The 18,004-nt window shown below is 55.7% G+C and carries 10 protein-coding genes; 1 reads left to right on the top strand and 9 read right to left on the bottom strand.

What is annotated here, in order from left to right; all coding sequences use genetic code 11:
• Positions 1–10: 10 nt before the first annotated feature.
• Complete coding sequence (gene kduD, locus H8B13_RS01910; protein ID WP_187309134.1) at positions 11–781, bottom strand: 2-dehydro-3-deoxy-D-gluconate 5-dehydrogenase KduD; 771 nt, start codon at positions 779–781, stop codon at positions 11–13.
• Between the two features lie 318 nt (positions 782–1,099).
• Here kduD and H8B13_RS01905 point away from each other — a divergent pair, with 318 nt between their 5' ends.
• Positions 1,100–2,194 carry a LacI family DNA-binding transcriptional regulator gene (locus H8B13_RS01905; RefSeq protein ID WP_187309133.1) on the top strand — a complete coding sequence of 365 codons (1,095 nt, stop codon included), beginning with the start codon at positions 1,100–1,102 and terminating at the stop codon, positions 2,192–2,194.
• A 61-nt stretch (positions 2,195–2,255) separates the two neighbouring features.
• Here the strand turns inward: H8B13_RS01905 and H8B13_RS01900 are convergent, their stop codons facing one another.
• The 8 genes from H8B13_RS01900 to H8B13_RS01865 all read right to left on the bottom strand — a co-directional run bounded on the left by H8B13_RS01900 (position 2,256) and on the right by H8B13_RS01865 (position 17,888).
• Positions 2,256–3,878, bottom strand: coding sequence for a glycoside hydrolase 43 family protein (locus H8B13_RS01900; protein ID WP_187309132.1), 1,623 nt, complete (start codon positions 3,876–3,878; stop codon positions 2,256–2,258).
• A gap of 26 nt (positions 3,879–3,904) precedes the next feature.
• Positions 3,905–5,851, bottom strand: a complete 1,947-nt coding sequence (locus tag H8B13_RS01895) for a glycoside hydrolase family 88 protein (RefSeq protein WP_261990189.1) — start codon at positions 5,849–5,851, stop codon at positions 3,905–3,907.
• A 71-nt stretch (positions 5,852–5,922) separates the two neighbouring features.
• A complete protein-coding gene (locus H8B13_RS01890) occupies positions 5,923–8,283 on the bottom strand; it encodes a glycosyl hydrolase family 28 protein (RefSeq protein WP_187309131.1) in 2,361 nt (786 codons plus the stop codon).
• 387 nt (positions 8,284–8,670) lie between these two features.
• Positions 8,671–10,179, bottom strand: a complete 1,509-nt coding sequence (locus tag H8B13_RS01885) for a glycoside hydrolase family 32 protein (protein ID WP_187309130.1) — start codon at positions 10,177–10,179, stop codon at positions 8,671–8,673.
• Between the two features lie 136 nt (positions 10,180–10,315).
• Positions 10,316–11,209 (bottom strand): carbohydrate kinase family protein, encoded by an 894-nt coding sequence (locus tag H8B13_RS01880; protein WP_187309129.1) that lies wholly within the window; start codon positions 11,207–11,209, stop codon positions 10,316–10,318.
• A 192-nt stretch (positions 11,210–11,401) separates the two neighbouring features.
• Entirely contained in the window at positions 11,402–13,123 is a 1,722-nt protein-coding gene (locus H8B13_RS01875; RefSeq protein WP_187309128.1) for a RagB/SusD family nutrient uptake outer membrane protein, read from the bottom strand.
• Between the two features lie 21 nt (positions 13,124–13,144).
• Positions 13,145–16,303: a SusC/RagA family TonB-linked outer membrane protein gene (locus tag H8B13_RS01870; RefSeq protein WP_187309127.1), complete on the bottom strand. Its 3,159-nt coding sequence runs from the start codon at positions 16,301–16,303 to the stop codon at positions 13,145–13,147.
• 259 nt (positions 16,304–16,562) lie between these two features.
• Complete coding sequence (locus H8B13_RS01865; protein ID WP_410054427.1) at positions 16,563–17,888, bottom strand: sugar porter family MFS transporter; 1,326 nt, start codon at positions 17,886–17,888, stop codon at positions 16,563–16,565.
• Between the last annotated feature and the right edge of the window lie 116 nt (positions 17,889–18,004).

The following is an 18,004-nucleotide window of genomic DNA, read 5'->3' as shown; positions in this document are numbered from 1 at the left end:
ATGATTGAAATTAGCGGCCCATCCAGCCGCCATCGACGGTAAGGATGGTGCCGTGCACGTAGTTACCGGCCTCGGAGGCAAGGAAAATGGTGGGTCCTTTGAAGTCCTCAGGCGTGCCCCAGCGCCCGGCCGGGATGCGGCCCAGGATGCTTTGGCTGCGCTCGGGGTCGTTACGTAGCGCCTCCGTATTATCGGTGGCGATGTAACCGGGGGCAATGGCGTTCACATTCACGCCTTTACCGGCCCACTCGTTGGCCAGCGCCTTCACTAGTGAGCCGATGGCGCCTTTGCTGGCCGCGTAGCCCGGCACGTTGATGCCGCCCTGAAAGGTGAGCAGCGAAGCCGTGAAGATGATTTTGCCGCTGCCTTGCTTTAACATTTGCCCCCCGATAGCCCGGGCGAGGCGAAAGGGCGAGTCGAGGTTAATAGCCAGTACATTGTCCCAGTCGGCATCGGAGTGCTCGGCGGCGGGAGCGCGACGGATGGTACCGGCGTTGTTGATCAGAATATCGATGCGGGGAAAGTCGGCCTGCACCTGCTGGATAAAGGCGTCCACCTGGGCGCGCTGGCTGAAATCGGCTTGGTAAGCCGTGAACTGCCGACCTAGGGCTTGCACCTGCCGTTCCGTCTCACTTCCGCTTGCTTCCAGCGAGGCCGACACGCCGATGATATCGGCGCCGGCTTCGGCCAGTCCGATGGCCATCGCCTGCCCAATACCGCGGTTACAACCCGTTACCAAGGCCACTTTGCCAGCTAAGCTGAAGAGAGAAGATGCACTCATGCAGGTGTTATTGTTATAAACTTTTCAAAGAAATTCAGTGTACTTTTAAGACACTGATCGAAATATTCGCTCTGTTAATATCATAGGAAGTGATGCTTAACAGGAAGTATAACCCGGTTTTTATTCGCGCAAACGTTATCGGGAACGTTGCCACAAAGCCGACTCTCCCCGGCCCCGACTAGGATTTGCGCTGAAAACAAGTGGATATTTCTGCTGCCAAGGTGCTACAAGCAGTGGCGGCACGCTTATGGTTCTTGAACTTTAGTCAGTTTTGCCTCCCCGACGCTACTTACTCCTCTCCCTTACACTGCTACTTTCTTGGAAACATTCACCATTAAGGATATTGCCCGCGAACTGAACATCTCAACCTCCACTGTTTCGCGAGCCTTGCGCGGCAGCTACGAAATCAACCCCGAGACCAAGCGGCTGGTGATGGAATGCGCCGAGCGCCTCAACTATCGTCCTAACCCGATAGCGCTGAGCCTGAAAGGCAGCGGCACCCGCGCCATTGGCGTTATCGTTCCCCAGATTGCCAACTACTTTTTCTCCCAGGCTATCAATGGCATTGAGGCCATTGCCTACAACCGCGGCTACCACGTTATCATCTTCCAAAGCCACGAGTCCTACGAGCGGGAAGTCGCTAACGTAGAGCAGGCTATGTCGCGGCGTGTTGATGGCTTGCTGCTGTCCTTATCAAGCGAGACTTCCGATGTTACATACCTGCGTGAGCTGCACGACAAGGGCGTTCCTATCGTGCTTTTCGACCGGGTTTCATCGGAACTAGAAGTGACCAAAGTGGTGGCCGACAACTTTAAGGGCGCTTTTGCAGCCACCGAGCACCTGATTCAGTCGGGGCGGCGGCGCATTGCTCACCTCACCATTCAGCCTTGGCTCAGTATTACGCAGGAGCGCCTGGCCGGCTATCGGGCGGCCTTAGAAAAGTACGGCTTAGCATACGATGAAAACTTGGTGCGCTACGGCACCTTCGGGCCCAATGAAGTAGGCCCTATGGTGGATGAACTGATGGCGTTGCCTGTCGCGCCCGATGCCTTTTTTACCGCCAGCGACCGGCTGGCTGTGGGCTGCCTCACGGCCCTGCGCCAGCGCAATCTCACCATTCCCGACGATGTCTCGCTTATTGGCTTCACCAATCTGAACGTAGCCGAGCTCTTGTCGCCCTCGCTAAGCACCGTAGTTCAGCCGGCACAGGAAATCGGGCAGGTGGCGGCCGAGCGCCTCATCGATTTGATTGAGCGCAAGCACCGTGCGCAGCCCGTAGGCACCGTGCGTATTGCTACCGAACTCATCGCGCGCGACTCTACGCGGTTACCAGAGCACATATTGGCTCGCTTAGCGACGGCATCACCAGAAGATCAGAAGTCGAAGCCGCGGGACTTTGTGCTGTCTATTTAAGTTGAAACCCAGCAAAGGATTTGCCCCCCAGCGTCAGTTTACCTGCGCCTGGGGGGCTTTTTTATTCAATCCGAAACCAATCTACATCGGCGGAGCCGGCGTCATTGGTTTTACTGGCGCGGGTGCAGAACAGACCTACTTTAGCCCCAATCCAGCGGCCTTCACGAGCTTGAAACTCGGTGCCGATGGGCTTAAACTGCTGGCCATCGAGGCTGTAGCTAAACTGGCATTTGGCGCCTTCGCGCACGGCCACGCGCAGATAAATCGGCTGGTTAGCGGGCACATCTACCGGCGGCGCAGTTGCTGATTCGGGGGCTAGCTTATCAGCGTTCTGGCAAACAACCGGAGCTAGCGAAAGGTGGCCGTTTTGGTTGGTGATACTCAGGTGCGCGTAGTCCATCCCCATCACAATCAGACCCGTTTTTTCTCCTTCGAAGCGAGGAATAAACGTGAGCTTGGTGGTAGCCGTAAAGGCCGCGGCGGGCAGTTTTTGCAGCAGCAGGTTCGGCACTTGCCAATAGTTCTTAAAGTCGGCGGGCAGAGGCACGGAATAAAGGCGCAGTGTGCTCTGGGGGGGATTTATGAAGGCCCAGCCCGGTTGTGGGTTGGCATGCCACTGCCATTGCAGGCCGAGCGTAGTGCCGTCAAATTCATCGGAGGTGGCGGGCGTGGCCAGCGGTTGAGCCGAGCCTTTGTGCGCGGGTTTCCGGTAGGTCAGTACGGGCTCGCCTTTGCCATCACCGTCCGGGTCGTTGCCGATGACGGGCCAGTCGTTTTTCCAGACCATGGGCTGCAAATGCACCACCCGCCCGTAAGGTCCCTGGTCCTGAAAGTGCACAAACCAATCTTCCTTGTCACCAGGGGTAGTCACCCATGCGCCCTGGTGAGGGCCGTTGATGGGCGTATTGCCCTGAGCCATCACAATGCGGTCTTCGTACGGGCCAAACACATTTTTGGAGCGCAGCACCACCTGCCAACCCGTAGATACTCCCCCACCCGGCGCAAAAATATAGTAGTAGCCGTTGCGCTTATAAAACTTGGGACCTTCGATGGTCGGGTGCTTGTCATGGCCGTCAAAAATGAGCACTTCGTCGCCCAGCAATTTCAGTCCGTCGGGCGACATGCGCGACACGGCCAGCACGCTCTTAAAGCCCGCCCGCGAGCCGGCAAAAGCATGCACCAGATACGCCTGACCATCCGCGTCCCAGAGCGGGCAAGGGTCAATCCAGCCTTTCGCTTCTTTGATAAGAATAGGCGTTTCCCAGGGGCCAGCCGGATTCTTCGCCCGCGTTACATAAATCCCGTAGTCGGGGTCGGGATAATAGATATAAAACTGCCCCTTGTGGTAGCGGATGGAGGGAGCCCAAACTCCGTTACCATGCTGGGGTTTACTGAACACGTCAACTGGCGACTGCTGGGTAAAAACAGTGCTGATAATCGACCAGTTTACCAAGTCTTTCGAGTGCAGAATCTGCAGGCCCGGCGCAGCATTAAAGCTCGATGAAGTCAGGTAATAATCGGAGCTCACGCGCACCACATCGGGGTCGGAATAATCGGCATAAAGCACCGGGTTTTTGTAGGTGCCGTTGCCCAAATCTGGCACCCACACTTTCGACAAAGAGGATGACTGCGCTGCACCCAAAACAGGCAGCATCACTAAAAACAGAACGCCTAAAATTCTCATAAGAAGTAAAGCTAAGTGGCGCAGCCTTACTTGCGAACGGTTTGCTGTAGCAGCCAGGTAGCCAGGTCTTTACCAGCCTGGAAGTTCTCGTAGGTAGCCGGGATTTTGCGGCCGTCTACGTACTCATTGTACAGCCATGGGTCACCCAGCGCGAACACGGTTCCTTTACCCACTTTCGCGGTGGCCATAATCACGTGGTTGCCGTTTTTTACCAGCGGCTGCGCGGGTGATTTTACCTCCAAAGGTGCCAGCTCTTTTACGTAAGCCGTCTTGGCAGTTTTGAACACCGACTTGCCGCCGGTCAGGTCAACTTTGCCCTGCTCAAACTGGTCGCCTTTTACCATGTTCAGACTGGTGTTCGCGAAGCGCAATCCGAAGGCCTGAGCCAACTGATTGAAGCGCGGAATTTCGCAGTTGGAAGTGTCGTTGGCTAGCATTACCAGCGTGCCGCCAGCATTCACCCAATCGCTAATAGCCTGCACATGAGCAGCCTCCACAAAGTTGGGGTTTGGCGTTTCCTTGCGCGTGTCTGGGTCTACGATAACGTACACGTCTAAGCCTTTAAGGGAGGCAGCAGTCGGTGCGGTCGGCACGGATACAGTTTTGCCCCCCAGCTCCCGAAACTGGTTGCCCCAGAACCAAAATCCGCCGTGGGTGCGCTCTTCCCAGGTGTAGTGAAACGGCTCCGGCTCACCGGTAATCGGGCTCTTGCGCGACTCGTGGTTGAAGTATGTATCCAGGCCCACGGTTTTGCCCTGGCCTAGCTTGTTTTCAGCGGCAATTTCCATCTCCACGCTGGCGAGGATGAAGGGCCCAACACCTTTCAAATCGTTCTTGCGCAGTGGCTCGGTCAAGTAGTATTCGAAGCTGCCGTCGCGGTAAGGTTTGCCCCCCAGACCGCCCACGCTCACCGTGCCGTTGAAGGCAAGAGCGCCGTCAGTTTCATTCGACACGAAAGTCTTTAGCAGGCCCTGGTAGCCCTTTTCGGCCACTTTCTGATACGATTTATCCAAGTAGCCCATGCGCACGCCCTTCGCCAGCATGTACACAAACATGCTGCTGCCTGAAGCTTCGGCGTAGTTGCCTTTGCGTGAAGCCTGATCTACTATCAACGACCAAGTGCCCGTTTTTGGGTCCTGATACTTCGCCAACACGGGCGCCAGGCGCTGTGCATATTTCACCAGGTTTGCGTATTCTTTGTGTTCTTTGGGGAAATAGTCGAGCACATCAACCAGCGCCATGGCGTACCAGCCCATGCCCCGGTCCCAGAAGTTGGGCGACTGGCCCGTTTGCTTGTTGGCCCACTGTTGCTCCCGGCTTTCGTCGTAGCCGTGGTAGAGCAAGCCCGTTTTGGGGTCAACCAGATTTTTCTCGATCAACGCAAACTGCTTGGCTACGTCGTCGAAGTCCTGAGTCTGATTGAAAACCTGGTTGTATTCGGCGTAAAATGGCTGGGCCATATACAGGCCATCAAGCCACATCTGGTTAGGGTAAATCTTCTTGTGCCAGAAGCCGCCGGCCTTGGTACGGGGCTGCTCGGCCAATTGCTTGCGCAGCAGCTGAGCGGCTTTAACGTACTTCTGCTGCGCGGCAGAGCTGCCCAACGACATCTGACTCATCAACAGCAGCGCGTGGCCGGTGGTCAGATTATCAAGGTTATAATCTTCGATTTTGTAAGTCCGAATGGTGCCATCGGACTGCACAAACAGGTCGAGGTCTTTCTGGATATAGGTAAAGTATCTCGCGTCGCCGGTACGCTGCCACACCCGCTCCAGCGCCTTCAGCATCAGGCCCTGCTCATAGTCCCAGCGCGTCGTTTTCCGGTTGCCGATAACGATGGAATCGGGATGCCATTTGATAAATGAATCAGCCATGCGCTGCGACATGGGCCGCGCGGCCGTCTGGGAGGCTTTTTGGGCCGTCGCAGCAACAAACGAGAATAGAAAACCGACAAGGAAGAGACTGCGGAACATAGGCTTTGTGTGAGCTTAAGCGATGAGCAAGTTACCCACCCCAATCGAGGAGGGGAATTTCGGTTCTGGCGTTAGCGGCTGGAAACGGTAACTACTTTTTTTGACACTTTCTTCCCGAACTCCACATCCTCCTTCGCGCCTTTGGTGTTGGTGTTTACCAATTTCACATTCTTACTCCGGTCGCCGGTTACGCGGAGCAGCAAGTCGGCGCCGCTGGTATAGCGGATATTGTCCAGCACGATGTTGCGGCTGTTTTGCACTTCCAGCACTGGCTTGGTTTCGGTGGAAAATAGCGCGACATTTTTCAGTCGAATACCATCCGCTTCCTGACACACGAGGCCTTTCTTGCTTTCCAGCACGACATTTTCAATCTCAATATCCTTGATGTTCATCTCGGGCACACCGCGAATTAGAATGCCGGTATTGGCGCCCTTGCAGGTTACATTCTTGATGCGGAAGCTGCGAAACTGCGGAGTGCCTTCATTCAGAGGCTCAGCCTTGATTTCAGGAATAGAAAAAGCCTCACCGTTTACCTGCACCGGGTCTTTGGCCGCGTAAAACATATCAAACAGGATAGCTTCACCGGCAATATCGGTCATGTCCACGCCGTCTACGAAGATGTTCTCTACTACCCCACCCCGACCGCGAGCTGTTTTGAAGCGCAAACCCACATCGGTACCCATGAAAGTGCAGTTGGTCACATAAATGTTGCGGGCGCCGCCCGACATTTCGGAGCCAATTACGAAGCCGCCGTGGGCGTGGTACACTTTCGTATCGCGGATGATGAAGTTCTCAGTGGGGATGCCGCGCTTACGACCCTGCTCGTCGCGGCCTGACTTGATACAGATGCCGTCGTCGCCCACGTCGAAGGTGCAGCCTTCCACCAGCCCGTTGCGGCAGGATTCGAGGTCTAGCGCGTCCGTATTTTGGCCGTACCAAGGGTTTTTGGCGGTCACATTGCGTAGCGTAATGTTGTCACAGAGCAATGGGTGAATGGTCCAGGCGGGTGAGTTCTGAATGGTGAATCCTTCGAGCAGAATCTGCTTGCAACGCTGCAGGCTGAGCATATTGGGCCGCAGGAAGTCTTTTACTTCGGTGTAGCGGTTGAAATCTACGTCGGCTTGACCAGCCGGAATAACCCAGATTTTAGGAGACAGCGAGCCTTTCAGCGAGTTGGCCGTGGGGTACCAAGTAGTGCCTTTTTCATCCAAAAAGCCCCCCGACTTCACCAGCTTCTGCCACTGGCCTTCGCTGAGCTTTTCCTTTTTCACCATGCGCCACACATCGCCGGCACCGTCGAAGGTACCCTCGCCGGTGATGGCAATATTTACCAGATCGTAGCCCGAAATGGGCGACTGATTGCGCACGGCATCCTCGCCTTCCCAGTTGGTTTTAATGAGTTTGTAATCCGAGAGCTTGTTGCTAAACTGGACCAAAGCGCCCCGCTGCACGTGCAGGTTCACGTTGCTTTTCAATTGGACAGGACCCGTGAGCCACAGGCCGCGCGGCACGAGCACCACGCCACCTTGCTGGCTGCATGCATCAATAGCTTTGCGAAATGCTTCGGTGTTCAGGGTTTGGCCATCGGCTACGGCGCCGAACTTGGTGATGTTGAACGTATCGGCACGGAATGAAGCTTGGAGCACCACTGGCAAGTCGAAGGCGTATTTGCCATCGAAGGCCAGCGGCTTCAGGTGACCAGCCAAACCTAAGTTTTGCTTCTTTATATCCTGAGCTACTAGCTGTGCTATCAGCTCAGCGCCGTAGGCGGAAAAGTGCGTGTTATCGTTCTTAGCAGGCGCCACCGGATTCTCCTGGTAGTAGCCGTTCTGGTAACTCCAGAAAAGGTCCCGGCTGCCCTTTTCACCGAGTTGGGAGTACAGCGCCCAGCTCTTTTCGTGCATGTCAATCAGCGGCACTTTCTGCGACTTGGCTACCTCGCGCACCACAGCCGGATATTCACCGTGGTCGTCTTTGCGCTTGCCCTGCTCATCGAAGTAGCGCCGGCCCACGGGCGTGAGCAGCACCGGATTTGCCCCCCGCTGCTTGGCTTCCTGCACGTAGCGTGTTAGGTTCTTGCGGTAATCAGTTTGGGGCGCGGCGTAGCGGGCGGTGTCTTCTTTCTTGCTGTCGTTGTGACCAAACTGGATGAGCACCCAGTCGCCGGGCCTCACCTGCTCCATCACCTTGGCCCAGCGGCCTTCGTGGCGGAAGTTACGGGTGCTGCGCCCGTTCATGGCGTGGTTCTGCACGGTGGTTTCGCCGTCAAAGAACTGATCGAAATACATGCCCCAGCCACGCTCCGGCTTGCTGCGGTCCGGCTTCTCCGACATTGTAGAGTCGCCAACCAGGAATACTTGAACCTTCTTTTCCTCGGCCGGTCGGAAGGCCAGGGCGATCAAAGACAGGAGCAATACAGCGTATTTTTTCATCGAATGAGCTTTAAGGAAAAAAGCCCCCAGCTCGGGCTGGAGTATAATTCTTTCCTGATGCGGCCGCTTCAGCAGCTATTGAGCAATAGCTTAAGCTACAGACGGAGTCGCGAGGGAAACGGACTTAGCGAAGAGTTTATTTGCGCAATCGTTACCGGGAACGTTCTCATTCCTCCCACTCGGGCTTTTGATTTTGCTCAAATAATGCGATTCTGAAGTCATCTTGCACTATATGCCAGAGTAAGAAGAGGCCTTAAGCCTACGTCAATGTTGTATTTTATGATGATGTTATAAAAGCCAATCGGGTAGCGTGCTGAACTTAGCTCAGCACGCTACCCGATTGGCTTTTAGCTCGCGGCTTCTTCAGATGAAACCGTCACAGCGTTATCAGATTCCGATGCCCATGCGTTTGTAAGTGACTTTACGCAGCGTAAGCGGATTGACGGCCCGCACCTTGATGGTTTTGAATTCTTCAGTGGGAAAGAAAATGCCCGTCATGGCGGTCAGACCCTCATCGGCAAATACTTCCACCGAGGCGGCATCCACAATGAGCGTGAGGTCCATCTTGGCGGCCGTGGTGAGGCGGGGCGCGGTGGCGCGCATAGCAAACTTGTCGCTGAAGTCAAACTTGCCCGACTTAGTGCGGTCGATGTAATATTGATTGGCTTTTTTGTCGTAGCCAATCAGTACTTCTTCCTTGCGGTCGTTAGTCAAAACCACAGCAAAATCAGCAAGCTGATCAGCAGTTAGTTTCAGTTGAAATGGACCCGTGTTTTTGGTCTTGTCCGACAGGTTCATCTCCCCTTTCACCGCCACATTATCCAGCGTAATTTCCCCCGATTCCAGCTTGCTTACTTCCTTGGATGGCTGCGACACCAACAGCAATTCCGTTCCCACTTTGCGCAGCGATAAGTCGCGCGGGATGGTCATGGCGCTGCGCCAGGGGTAAGTAGGCACTTGGTTAGCGTACTCCCAGTTGCTCATCCACCCCAGAAAAATCTTCCGGTCGCCGGTGTTCGACCACGTTACGCCCGCATAGTTATCGGGACCGTAATCAACCCATTTGGTGTCAGTAGAAAGCGGCGTGAACTTCTTGCCGTCGAAGTCGCCCACGAAGTACTGCGTGGCCGAGCCCTTGTTGGGTCCACCGGGGTTGATGCTGACCAGCAGCACCCAGTATTTTTTGCCCCCCAGCGTCAGCGGAAACAGGTCGGGGCACTCCCATACGCCACCGTGGGCGCCTACCTTTTCGCCAAACTCACTTTGCTTAGTCCAGTCTTTCAGGTTGGGCGAAGAGTAGAACGTGATACGGTCTTTGGTAGCCAGGGTCATGATCCACTTCTTATCCTTCTCGTACCAGCTCACTTTGGGGTCGCGAAAATCCTGAATGCCGGGGTTTTTCAGAACCGGGTTCTTGTCGTATTTCGTCCAGGTTTTGCCTTCGTCGAGGCTATAAGCAATGCTTTGATTCTGGTGCTTATTGCCCCCCAGTTTCTCCAGCTTAGGGTTGTGATGCGTGAAAATGGCCACCATCGGCACCTGCCCGTTTTTGCCGAAGCCCGAAGTATTATTCACATCCAGCACGGCGCTGCCCGAGAAAATATAACCCAGGCTGTCAGGATATAAGGCAACGGGCTGGTGCTGCCAGCTTACCAGATCTTTACTGGTGGCGTGCCCCCAGTGCATCGGCCCCCAGATGGTGCTGTCGGGATAATATTGATAGAACAAGTGGTATGTGCCCTTGCTGAAGACCATGCCGTTGGGGTCGTTCATCCAGTTGGCCTTCGGGGTGAAGTGAAACTTGGGGCGGTACTGCTCAGTAGCTTGTGGCCGTTGGGCCCAGCCGCTGAGCGTCAAACCCAGCAGGCCCATGGTTAGACAAATCAGTTTTTTCATAGGGAGAGGCATTTTTATTTAAGTAAGGTAGTCATGCAGAGCGCAGCGAAGCATCTCGCGTGCTGATGTGAGGTTACTAATCCTGTCAAACACACGAGATGCTTCGCTTTCGCTCTGCATGACGTTCTAACTGAATCTAGGCGGGGCGGCCTACTTGCAGCAACTCAGTTATATGTGCTTCGCTGAGGGCCGGGGTTGCGCCCTGATAAGTAGCTACTAAAGCCCCACTAGCGCAGGCAATACGCAGGCATTCATCGTAGGGGCGTCCGCTTAGCCAAGCCCGCAGAAACGCCGCCAGAAACGCGTCGCCGCTGCCGATGGTGTCCACCACTTCGACTTTGATGCCGGGAGCGCGGTAAAATTGCCCCCCAGCCCACAGCATAGCCCCGTCGGCGCCGAGCGTCACGCACACGGCCTTCAGGTCAAAACGGCTGGCCAGTCCAGCCAGGGCCGCTTCGTCTTCGGTGCTGCCGCCAAACCAATCCATAATTTCGGCCAGTTCGTGGTGATTCATCTTCACCACATCGGCTTGTTCCAGGAGGTATTTAATGACCTCGCGGGTGTAGTGCGGAGGGCGCATGTTCACGTCGAACACCTTGAGCTGGGCGCTCTGCAACAACCGATACAAGGTCTCGCGCGTGGCTTGGCTCCGCGCCGCTAGACTTCCATACACGAATACTTTAGCTCCAGCGACCAGGTCGCGCACCTCGTTGTCATACTGAATGTAGTCCCAGGCCACGGGCTGCACAATCTTGTAAACCACCTCATTGCGGTCGTCCACGTTGGCCTTCACTACGCCCGTTAGATGGGTTTTGCCGCGCTGCACATACTTCGTGCTGACGCCTCGGTTTTCCAGGAAATCCAATAGTTCCGTTCCCAGATCGTCGTCGCCGACCCGGCTGATCAGCTCCACGGGTTGTCCGAATTGATGCAGGTGCACCGCTACGTTGAAGGGGGCCCCGCCCGGCTGTTTGCCCGAGGGCAACACATCCCAGAGCGTTTCACCGAAGCACACAACTGTATTTTGCATAAGAAGTTGATTTTATGATTATGGTAGCGTTCAATCGACGGGCCTCACCCCCTAGCCCCCTCTCCTAGGGGAGAGGGAGAACTAGCTCTAAAAATTAGACTGCTACAAAATACTCGTCTAGAAAAACTAAAAGCTAGTTACTCCCCTCCCCTAAGAGAGGGGGCTAGGGGGTGAGGCAATCGTTTGCCGCGCCTACCAACCCGGATTCTGCTGATAAAGTCCTTTGCTGAAGTTGATTTGGTTTAACGGAATTGGCAGGTATTCGTCGCGGCCGCGGGTGAAGCGGGCGTCCTTCAGATGCTGACGCTTCGTTTTCTCCTTTTCGAAGTAAGTATTCAAGTACTCAGCGGCGATTCCCCAGCGTACGAGGTCGAAGAAGCGCTGCCCTTCCAACGCAAATTCTAAGCGACGCTCAAAGCGCAGCGCCTGGCGGGCGTAGGCTTGGTTCCAAGCTCCGGCCGAATACTGGCCGATCCGGTAGTTGGAGATGTTGGCGCCGGTGGTGGTTTTCAACCGGGCCGTGCTGTTCTGGGCCCGTTGCCGAATCCGGTTGATGATGGGCAGCGCTTCGGCCGCACGATTTAACTCAATCAAGGCTTCCGCTTTCCAGAGCAGCACATCGGCGTAGCGGATGATGGTCCAGTTCTTCGATGAGGTCATGAAGGGGGGCGTTTTCTGGAAGCTCGGATCCGAGGGCAGCACGTTTTCCTTCATCGACATATACACCCCATAGGTATTCTGATCGCGGAGCCAGGAGGTTTCAAAGATGAATGACGGCGAGTATTTGTAAGGATGAGACGGAATGCCAACAGAATGATCGAGGCGCGGATCGACGGTATTGGCCTGGAAATCAGCAGGAGCGCTTAGGTCCGAGTTGTTGAAGGTCTCAAACAGCGGCAGCCCCTGGGTGTCCGTCTTGAAGGCGTTAACGAGGTTCTGGCTGGGCTGATGAAACCCGCAGCAGCCATAGTCGGGGTTCATTGGATAGTTCAGGCAGTTGCCACGGTCCGTGCGGCCTTTGGGGGTGCCATCGTTGCGCGAAAACTGGATAGCAAACACCGACTCCACGCCGTTATCGCCGGCCGTCAGGAAGTTGGTGGCAAAATCAGAGTGCAGCGAGTACTTGCCCGAAGCAATTACCTGGTCAGTTAAGGCTACAACCTCCTGAAGCTTAGCCTGATCAACGGACGTAACAGCGTTGTTGTCGCTCTGTACGTAAGCCTGAAAAAGAAGCGTTTTGGCCAGATAAGCCTGCGCCGCCGATTTATTGGCCCGCCCAATTTCAGGCTGAGCGTCAGGCAGATTAGCCACAGCAAAGCGGAAGTCGTCGGCAATCTTAGTCCATAGCTCGTCGTTAGTTAGGGCTACGTTCGAAACAGTAGCGTACTCCGCAGTGGGCACTTTCTCGTCAATGTAGGGAACGCGCTTGAAAAGCTCCTTCAGCATAAAGTAGAAGTGGCCGCGGAGAAAGCGCATCTCGCCCTGGCGAATGGCCTTATTCGGCATGGCTGCCGCATCAACGGTTTCCAGGCGGCGAAGGGCGTCGTTGGCCCGCGAAATGCCAATGTAGATCAGGAACCACAGCTCGTCGGTGTTGCCTACATCGACGCGGTTGAAGGTGAAGGTTTCGTAGAAGTGAAACGCATCCACGTCGGCTGTGCCGTTGCCACCTTTGTAAGCGTCGCCGGCGCGGACGTTGCCGTAGGGCCACAGCGAGGTGTAAGGCGCGCGGTACACGTCGTTGCCAAGTTGGGAGTAGGTGGCAATAACCTGCTTTTCAATATTGGCGGCGGTATTCAGCTGGTCGTCGCTGAGCGCGCCGGTGGGCTGCACATTGAGGAACTCTTTGTCGTTGCAGCCAGGGGAAAGGGCGAGCAGCGAAATAGCCAGGACGCTGGTTTTCAGAATTTTCATGATAGTAAGGCTGGCGGATGATTAGAAGGAAACGTTGAGTCCGGTGGTGAAAATGCGGGGAACCGGGTACTGGTAGTTGGTTACCTCAGGGTCCGGACCGGTGTACTCCTTGCTCTTGACAGTGAATAAGTTCTGGCTCTGCACGTACACGCGCACTCCTTGCAGCTTGATCTTGTTTACCAAGGTAGAGGGCAGCGAATAGCCCAGCTGGATATTGCGCAGCTTCAGGTAAGAAGCATTTTCGATGAAGTAGGTCGAAGCGCGGCCTTCGTTGTTGGAGTTTTGCAGGGTAAGAGCCGGAATCGAGGAGCCTGTGTTAGTTGGCGACCAAGCATCGAGTAGGCGCTCACCCCAGTTCTCACCCGAAGCGATGGATGCGAAGTCAGTCCGGAATTTGGCGTTGTTATAAGCCTCCAAGCCTTGCACCCCTTGCAGGAACACTTGCACGTCGAAGCCTTTGTAGCCAGCGCCCAGGTTGAGGCCGTAGTTGAAGTCCGGCACGCCTTCGGTAATCCAGGTCTGGTCGAAATTGTCAACTTTGCCGTCGCCGTTCAGGTCCTTGTAGCGGATACGGCCGGGAGCGGCGCCTACTTGCGTGGGACCTTCGCTTACTTCGTTGGTATTCTGATACAAGCCGTCGGCTACGTAGCCGTACACCGCGTTGATGGAGTGGCCCAAGCGAGTTACGTCCTGGCCGTTCCCGCCGTAAGCATTGATAACCTCATCAGGCAGGAAAGTGAGCTTGTTGCGGTATGTAGAGAGGTTGCCGGTGATACTGTACGTCAGGCCGTTAACCAGCTCATTCTGGTAGCCTACCAGAAATTCCCAGCCCTTGTTTTCGATCGAAGCGCCGTTCACAAACTTGTCGCCGCCCTCGCCTACTACGGCTAGGTAAGGCAAATTCACGAGGATGTCTTCGCTTTTCTTGATGAAGTAATCGACCGAACCTGTGAGGCGGTTATCCAGCAAGCCGAAGTCAACACCGAGGTTGGTTTGGGTGGTGGTTTCCCACTTCAGATCAGGGTTGGCCTGCTGTACGCGGCGGTAGCCGGAAGGCAAATTGGTGTCGTTGCCGAAAATGTCGTAAGCCGTGCCGCGGTCGTACTCAAAGTTGGGGTCCAGGGTGCCTAGCAGCGACTGGTAGAGGCCGCGGGAGGCGAAGTTGGCGATGTCCTGGTTACCGGTTTGGCCCCAGCCGGCGCGCAGCTTCAGGTCAGCAAAGAACGGCGCCGTGTTTTTCACGAAGTTCTCTTCGCTCAAGCGCCAGCCCACCGACGCGGCCGGAAATACCCCGAACCGGTTGTCTTCACCAAAGCGGGAGGAGCCATCACGGCGGATGGTCACAGAGGCTAAGTACTTGTCAGCCAACGAGTAGTTAAATTTACCGAAGTAGGAAGCCAGCTTGTAGGCAGTGCCGGAGCCGCCGTTGTCTTTGTTGGCCGCGCCCGCGTCGAGGTAGGCGTAGGTCAGGTCTTCGCTGGCGAAGTTGGTGCGGGAAGCGTAGCTGCCCTCGTCGTAGTAGCTGATGCGCTCGGTGCCGGCCACGAAGTTGAGCTGATGTTTGCCCCCCAGCGTCATGTCGTAGTTCAAAGTGTTCTGCCACACCCAGTTGCCGAAGAAGCGCTGGTTGTCGGTGACCCGGTTATTCGCTTCGGAGAGGAAACCAGCCTTATAGGTTTTGTAGATCTGGCGGAACTTGTACATGCTGTAGTCGATGCCGAAGCTGGTGCGTAGGTGCAGGCCGGGCAGCAGTTCGGCGTCGGCAAACACATTACCGAAGGCCCGACCCGTGTTGGAGCGGTTCTGCTGGTTGTCAGCGAGCAGGCGCAAGGGATTGTCACGGTCGCTCATGCCTTCCACGGGTCCGCCCCAGCCGATGCCATCCACGGTGCGCACAGGAACGATAGAGGGCAACTGGGTGGTCCGGTCGCGCACCAGGTTCAGGTCGAACTCCGCTCGCTGCGACTTGACGATGGTCAGGTTTTCGCCAATCTTTAATTTGCCCCCCAGGAAGTTGTAATCGGAGTTGAGGCGGGCCGTGTAGCGGTTAAAGCCAGAGTGTTTAAGAGTACCGGAATTATCGTAGTAGTTCAGGGAGAACAACGCTCCTCCCCGCTCGCCGCCGCTGCTCACGCTTAGGTTGTAGCTCTGAATCAGGGCGTTCTGCTGGGTTTCCTTAAACCAGTCGGTATCGGCAGCGCGCATCGTTTGCTCTTTGTCGATAAACTCGGGCACAATAACCTGGTCAAGCACTGGCCGGCCGTCGGGACCCGTGCGCGTCTGAAACGTGTAAAAGGGACGGCTGGGCACGGCGCCGTCGTTGGTGGCCGCCTGCCAGTACACCCGTCCATAGTCCAGGGTATTGAGCATCTGGATGTGCGGACCCGGCGTCTGGAGGGTGAAGAAGGTCGAGAAATCTACCCGCGTAGCGCCCTGCTTGGCCTTCTTGGTCGTGATGATAATGACGCCGTTACTGGCCCGCGAACCGTAGATGCTGGCGGCCGAAGCGTCTTTCAGCACCTGAATTGACTCGATGTCATTCTGGTTGATCTGGTTGATGCCTTCCCGCGTCGGAATTCCGTCGATGACGTAGAGCGGGTCGTTGTTACCCAAGGTGCCGATGCCGCGAATGCGCACGGTAGCCGAGCTACCCGGCGCGCCGTCGGTAGTGATGTTCACGCCCGGCACCCGGCCCTGTAGGTTGCGGGTTACATCGTTGGAGGCCATGTCCTTGATTTCCTCGGTTTTGACTACCGATACGGCACCGGTCAGGTCGGCTTTGCGCTGGGTCTGGTAGCCCGTCACCACCACTTCGTCCAGGGTTTTGGTATCGGAGGCCATCGTTACGTTGATACTGGTGCGGCCACCGACTACGATTTCCTGCGACAAAAACCCGATAGAAGAAAAGGTCAGCACCGCATCGTCCGGGACGGTGAGGCTGAAGCGGCCGTCGGGGTCGGTAGCGGTGCCGTTGGTGGTGCCTTTCACAAGCACGGTTACGCCGGGTATGCCCGCGCCCTTGTCGTCCACTACCTGACCAGTTACCTGGATGTCAGCCTTATAGACACTGATCCGTTCTATTCGGTTGTGGGCTGCGACGAGGTTTGGGGCCGTCAGCAGCAGAGCAGCCAGCGCCGTGGGCAGGAGTGTCCGGCGGCGCATGAGTACAAGCTTTTTCATGGGAGTTGTATAAAGTAGAGGGAGTAAAAAGCTGACCAGCGCTGGTGGGCAAAAGCAACCCGGCAGCTGTAATCGTTTTCGGAAAGACGCTTTTAAATCAGGTGACCATTGCCACAATCCAATCAGGCGGTCATGCAGAGCACAGCGAAGCATCTCGCGTGTTTAGCTGGATTACTAATTAGGCTTCAGCACGCGAGCTGCTTCGCTGTGCTCTGCATGACGTTCTTGTGGGGGGCTTTTTGCCTTCTATGATAGACTCTTAATGCACCACCAAGATCTTCTCAACTTGCTCTAGGCTGGTGCCTTTCGTCTCAGGCATGAAGCGCCACACAAAGATTAATTGCAGCACCATCATCAGGCAGAAAAAGAGGAAGGTGTGGCCGCCGCCAAGGTGCTCGGCGAAATAAGGGAAGGTGAAGGCGATGATGGTTGCCATGATCCAGTGCGTGGAGCTACCCAGCGCCTGCCCTTTAGCGCGCACGCTATTGGGGAAGATTTCGGAGATAAATACCCAGATAACAGCGCCTTGTGAGAAGGCGAAAAAGGCGATGTACACAAACAAAAGGATGGGTACCGTGAAGCCCGTAAACTGCTCGGTGTAGAAAGAACGTGCTACCAAACCGAGCGTGACAATCAGGCCAAAGGAGCCAATGAGCATTAGTTTGCGGCGGCCAAACCGGTCGATGAAGTTCATGGCCAGCAGGGTAAAGGCGAAGTTGATCAGGCCCAAGCCTGCCGACGAAAGCAGGGCCGAGTTGGTGCCAAGGCCCGTCATTTCGAAGATGCGGGGGGCATAATACAGGATAGCATTGATGCCGGAAACCTGATTGAAAACGGCGAACAGCACGGCCAGCATTACCGGCCCAATATGCTTCCTGGTGAAGAGCGACTCCCCCCCGGCACCTTCCTGAGCCTGCGACGTCAGGATAGCCGTGACGTCACTGTCGAATGAAGTGGGGTTGATGATGCGCAGAATTTCGCGGCCCTCTTCTACCAGACCCTTCTTCGTGATCAGCCAACGGGGGCTTTCGGGGACGCGGAAAAGTAGGAGTAAAAATGCGGCGGCCGGGAACACTTGCACGCCGAGCATCCAGCGCCAGGCCGCGTCGCCGCTATCAGCGAGCAGGTAGTTGGAGAGGTAGGCAATCAGGATTCCAAAGACGATGTTGAACTGAAACAGCGCCACCATGCGGCCCCGGGAGGCGGCTGGTGAAATCTCGGAAATGTAGAGCGGGGCCGTGACGGAGGAGGCGCCTACCCCCAGACCACCAAGGAAGCGGAAGATCAGAAAAGGCACCCAGCTCGGAGCCATGGCCGCGCCCAAAGCCGAGACGAAGTAGAGGACCGCAATCCAGATCAGGGTCTTGCGGCGACCCAGTCTATCGGAAGGAATGCCCCCCAGCAAGGCGCCGAGCACCGTACCTATAAGCGCGATGGATATGGTGAACCCGTGCTCGAAAGCTGTGAGTTGCCAGAGCTGCTGAATAGCTTTTTCCGCGCCGGATATAACGGCCGTATCAAAGCCAAACAAAAAGCCCCCCAGGGCAATGACGATGGACCAGAAGACTACTTTGCTGTTTTTCACGACCGTTTGTTTTTTTCTCAAAATTCGGTCGTGAAGCCTAGCTAAGCGTGCTCTATTATTCCAAAGTCTTCCATTTTTGATACAACGTTTACGTAATGCTCAAATCATTTGTAATC

This window comes from Hymenobacter sp. BT188 (assembly GCF_014333585.1).
GTDB lineage: Bacteria > Bacteroidota > Bacteroidia > Cytophagales > Hymenobacteraceae > Hymenobacter.
The sequence above is the reverse complement of the archived record's forward strand: the minus strand, read 5'-3'. Positions and strand labels throughout refer to the sequence as shown.

Bases quoted from the DNA above. Each gene is read 5' to 3' on its own strand.
- kduD (WP_187309134.1), bottom strand. From the start codon at position 781: ATGAGTGCATCTTCTCTCTTCAGCTTAGCTGGCAAAGTGGCCTTGGTA.
- H8B13_RS01900 (WP_187309132.1), bottom strand. From the start codon at position 3,878: ATGAGAATTTTAGGCGTTCTGTTTTTAGTGATGCTGCCTGTTTTGGGT.
- H8B13_RS01895 (WP_261990189.1), bottom strand. From the start codon at position 5,851: ATGTTCCGCAGTCTCTTCCTTGTCGGTTTTCTATTCTCGTTTGTTGCT.
- H8B13_RS01890 (WP_187309131.1), bottom strand. From the start codon at position 8,283: ATGAAAAAATACGCTGTATTGCTCCTGTCTTTGATCGCCCTGGCCTTC.
- H8B13_RS01885 (WP_187309130.1), bottom strand. From the start codon at position 10,179: ATGAAAAAACTGATTTGTCTAACCATGGGCCTGCTGGGTTTGACGCTC.
- H8B13_RS01880 (WP_187309129.1), bottom strand. From the start codon at position 11,209: ATGCAAAATACAGTTGTGTGCTTCGGTGAAACGCTCTGGGATGTGTTG.
- H8B13_RS01875 (WP_187309128.1), bottom strand. From the start codon at position 13,123: ATGAAAATTCTGAAAACCAGCGTCCTGGCTATTTCGCTGCTCGCCCTT.
- H8B13_RS01870 (WP_187309127.1), bottom strand. From the start codon at position 16,303: ATGAAAAAGCTTGTACTCATGCGCCGCCGGACACTCCTGCCCACGGCG.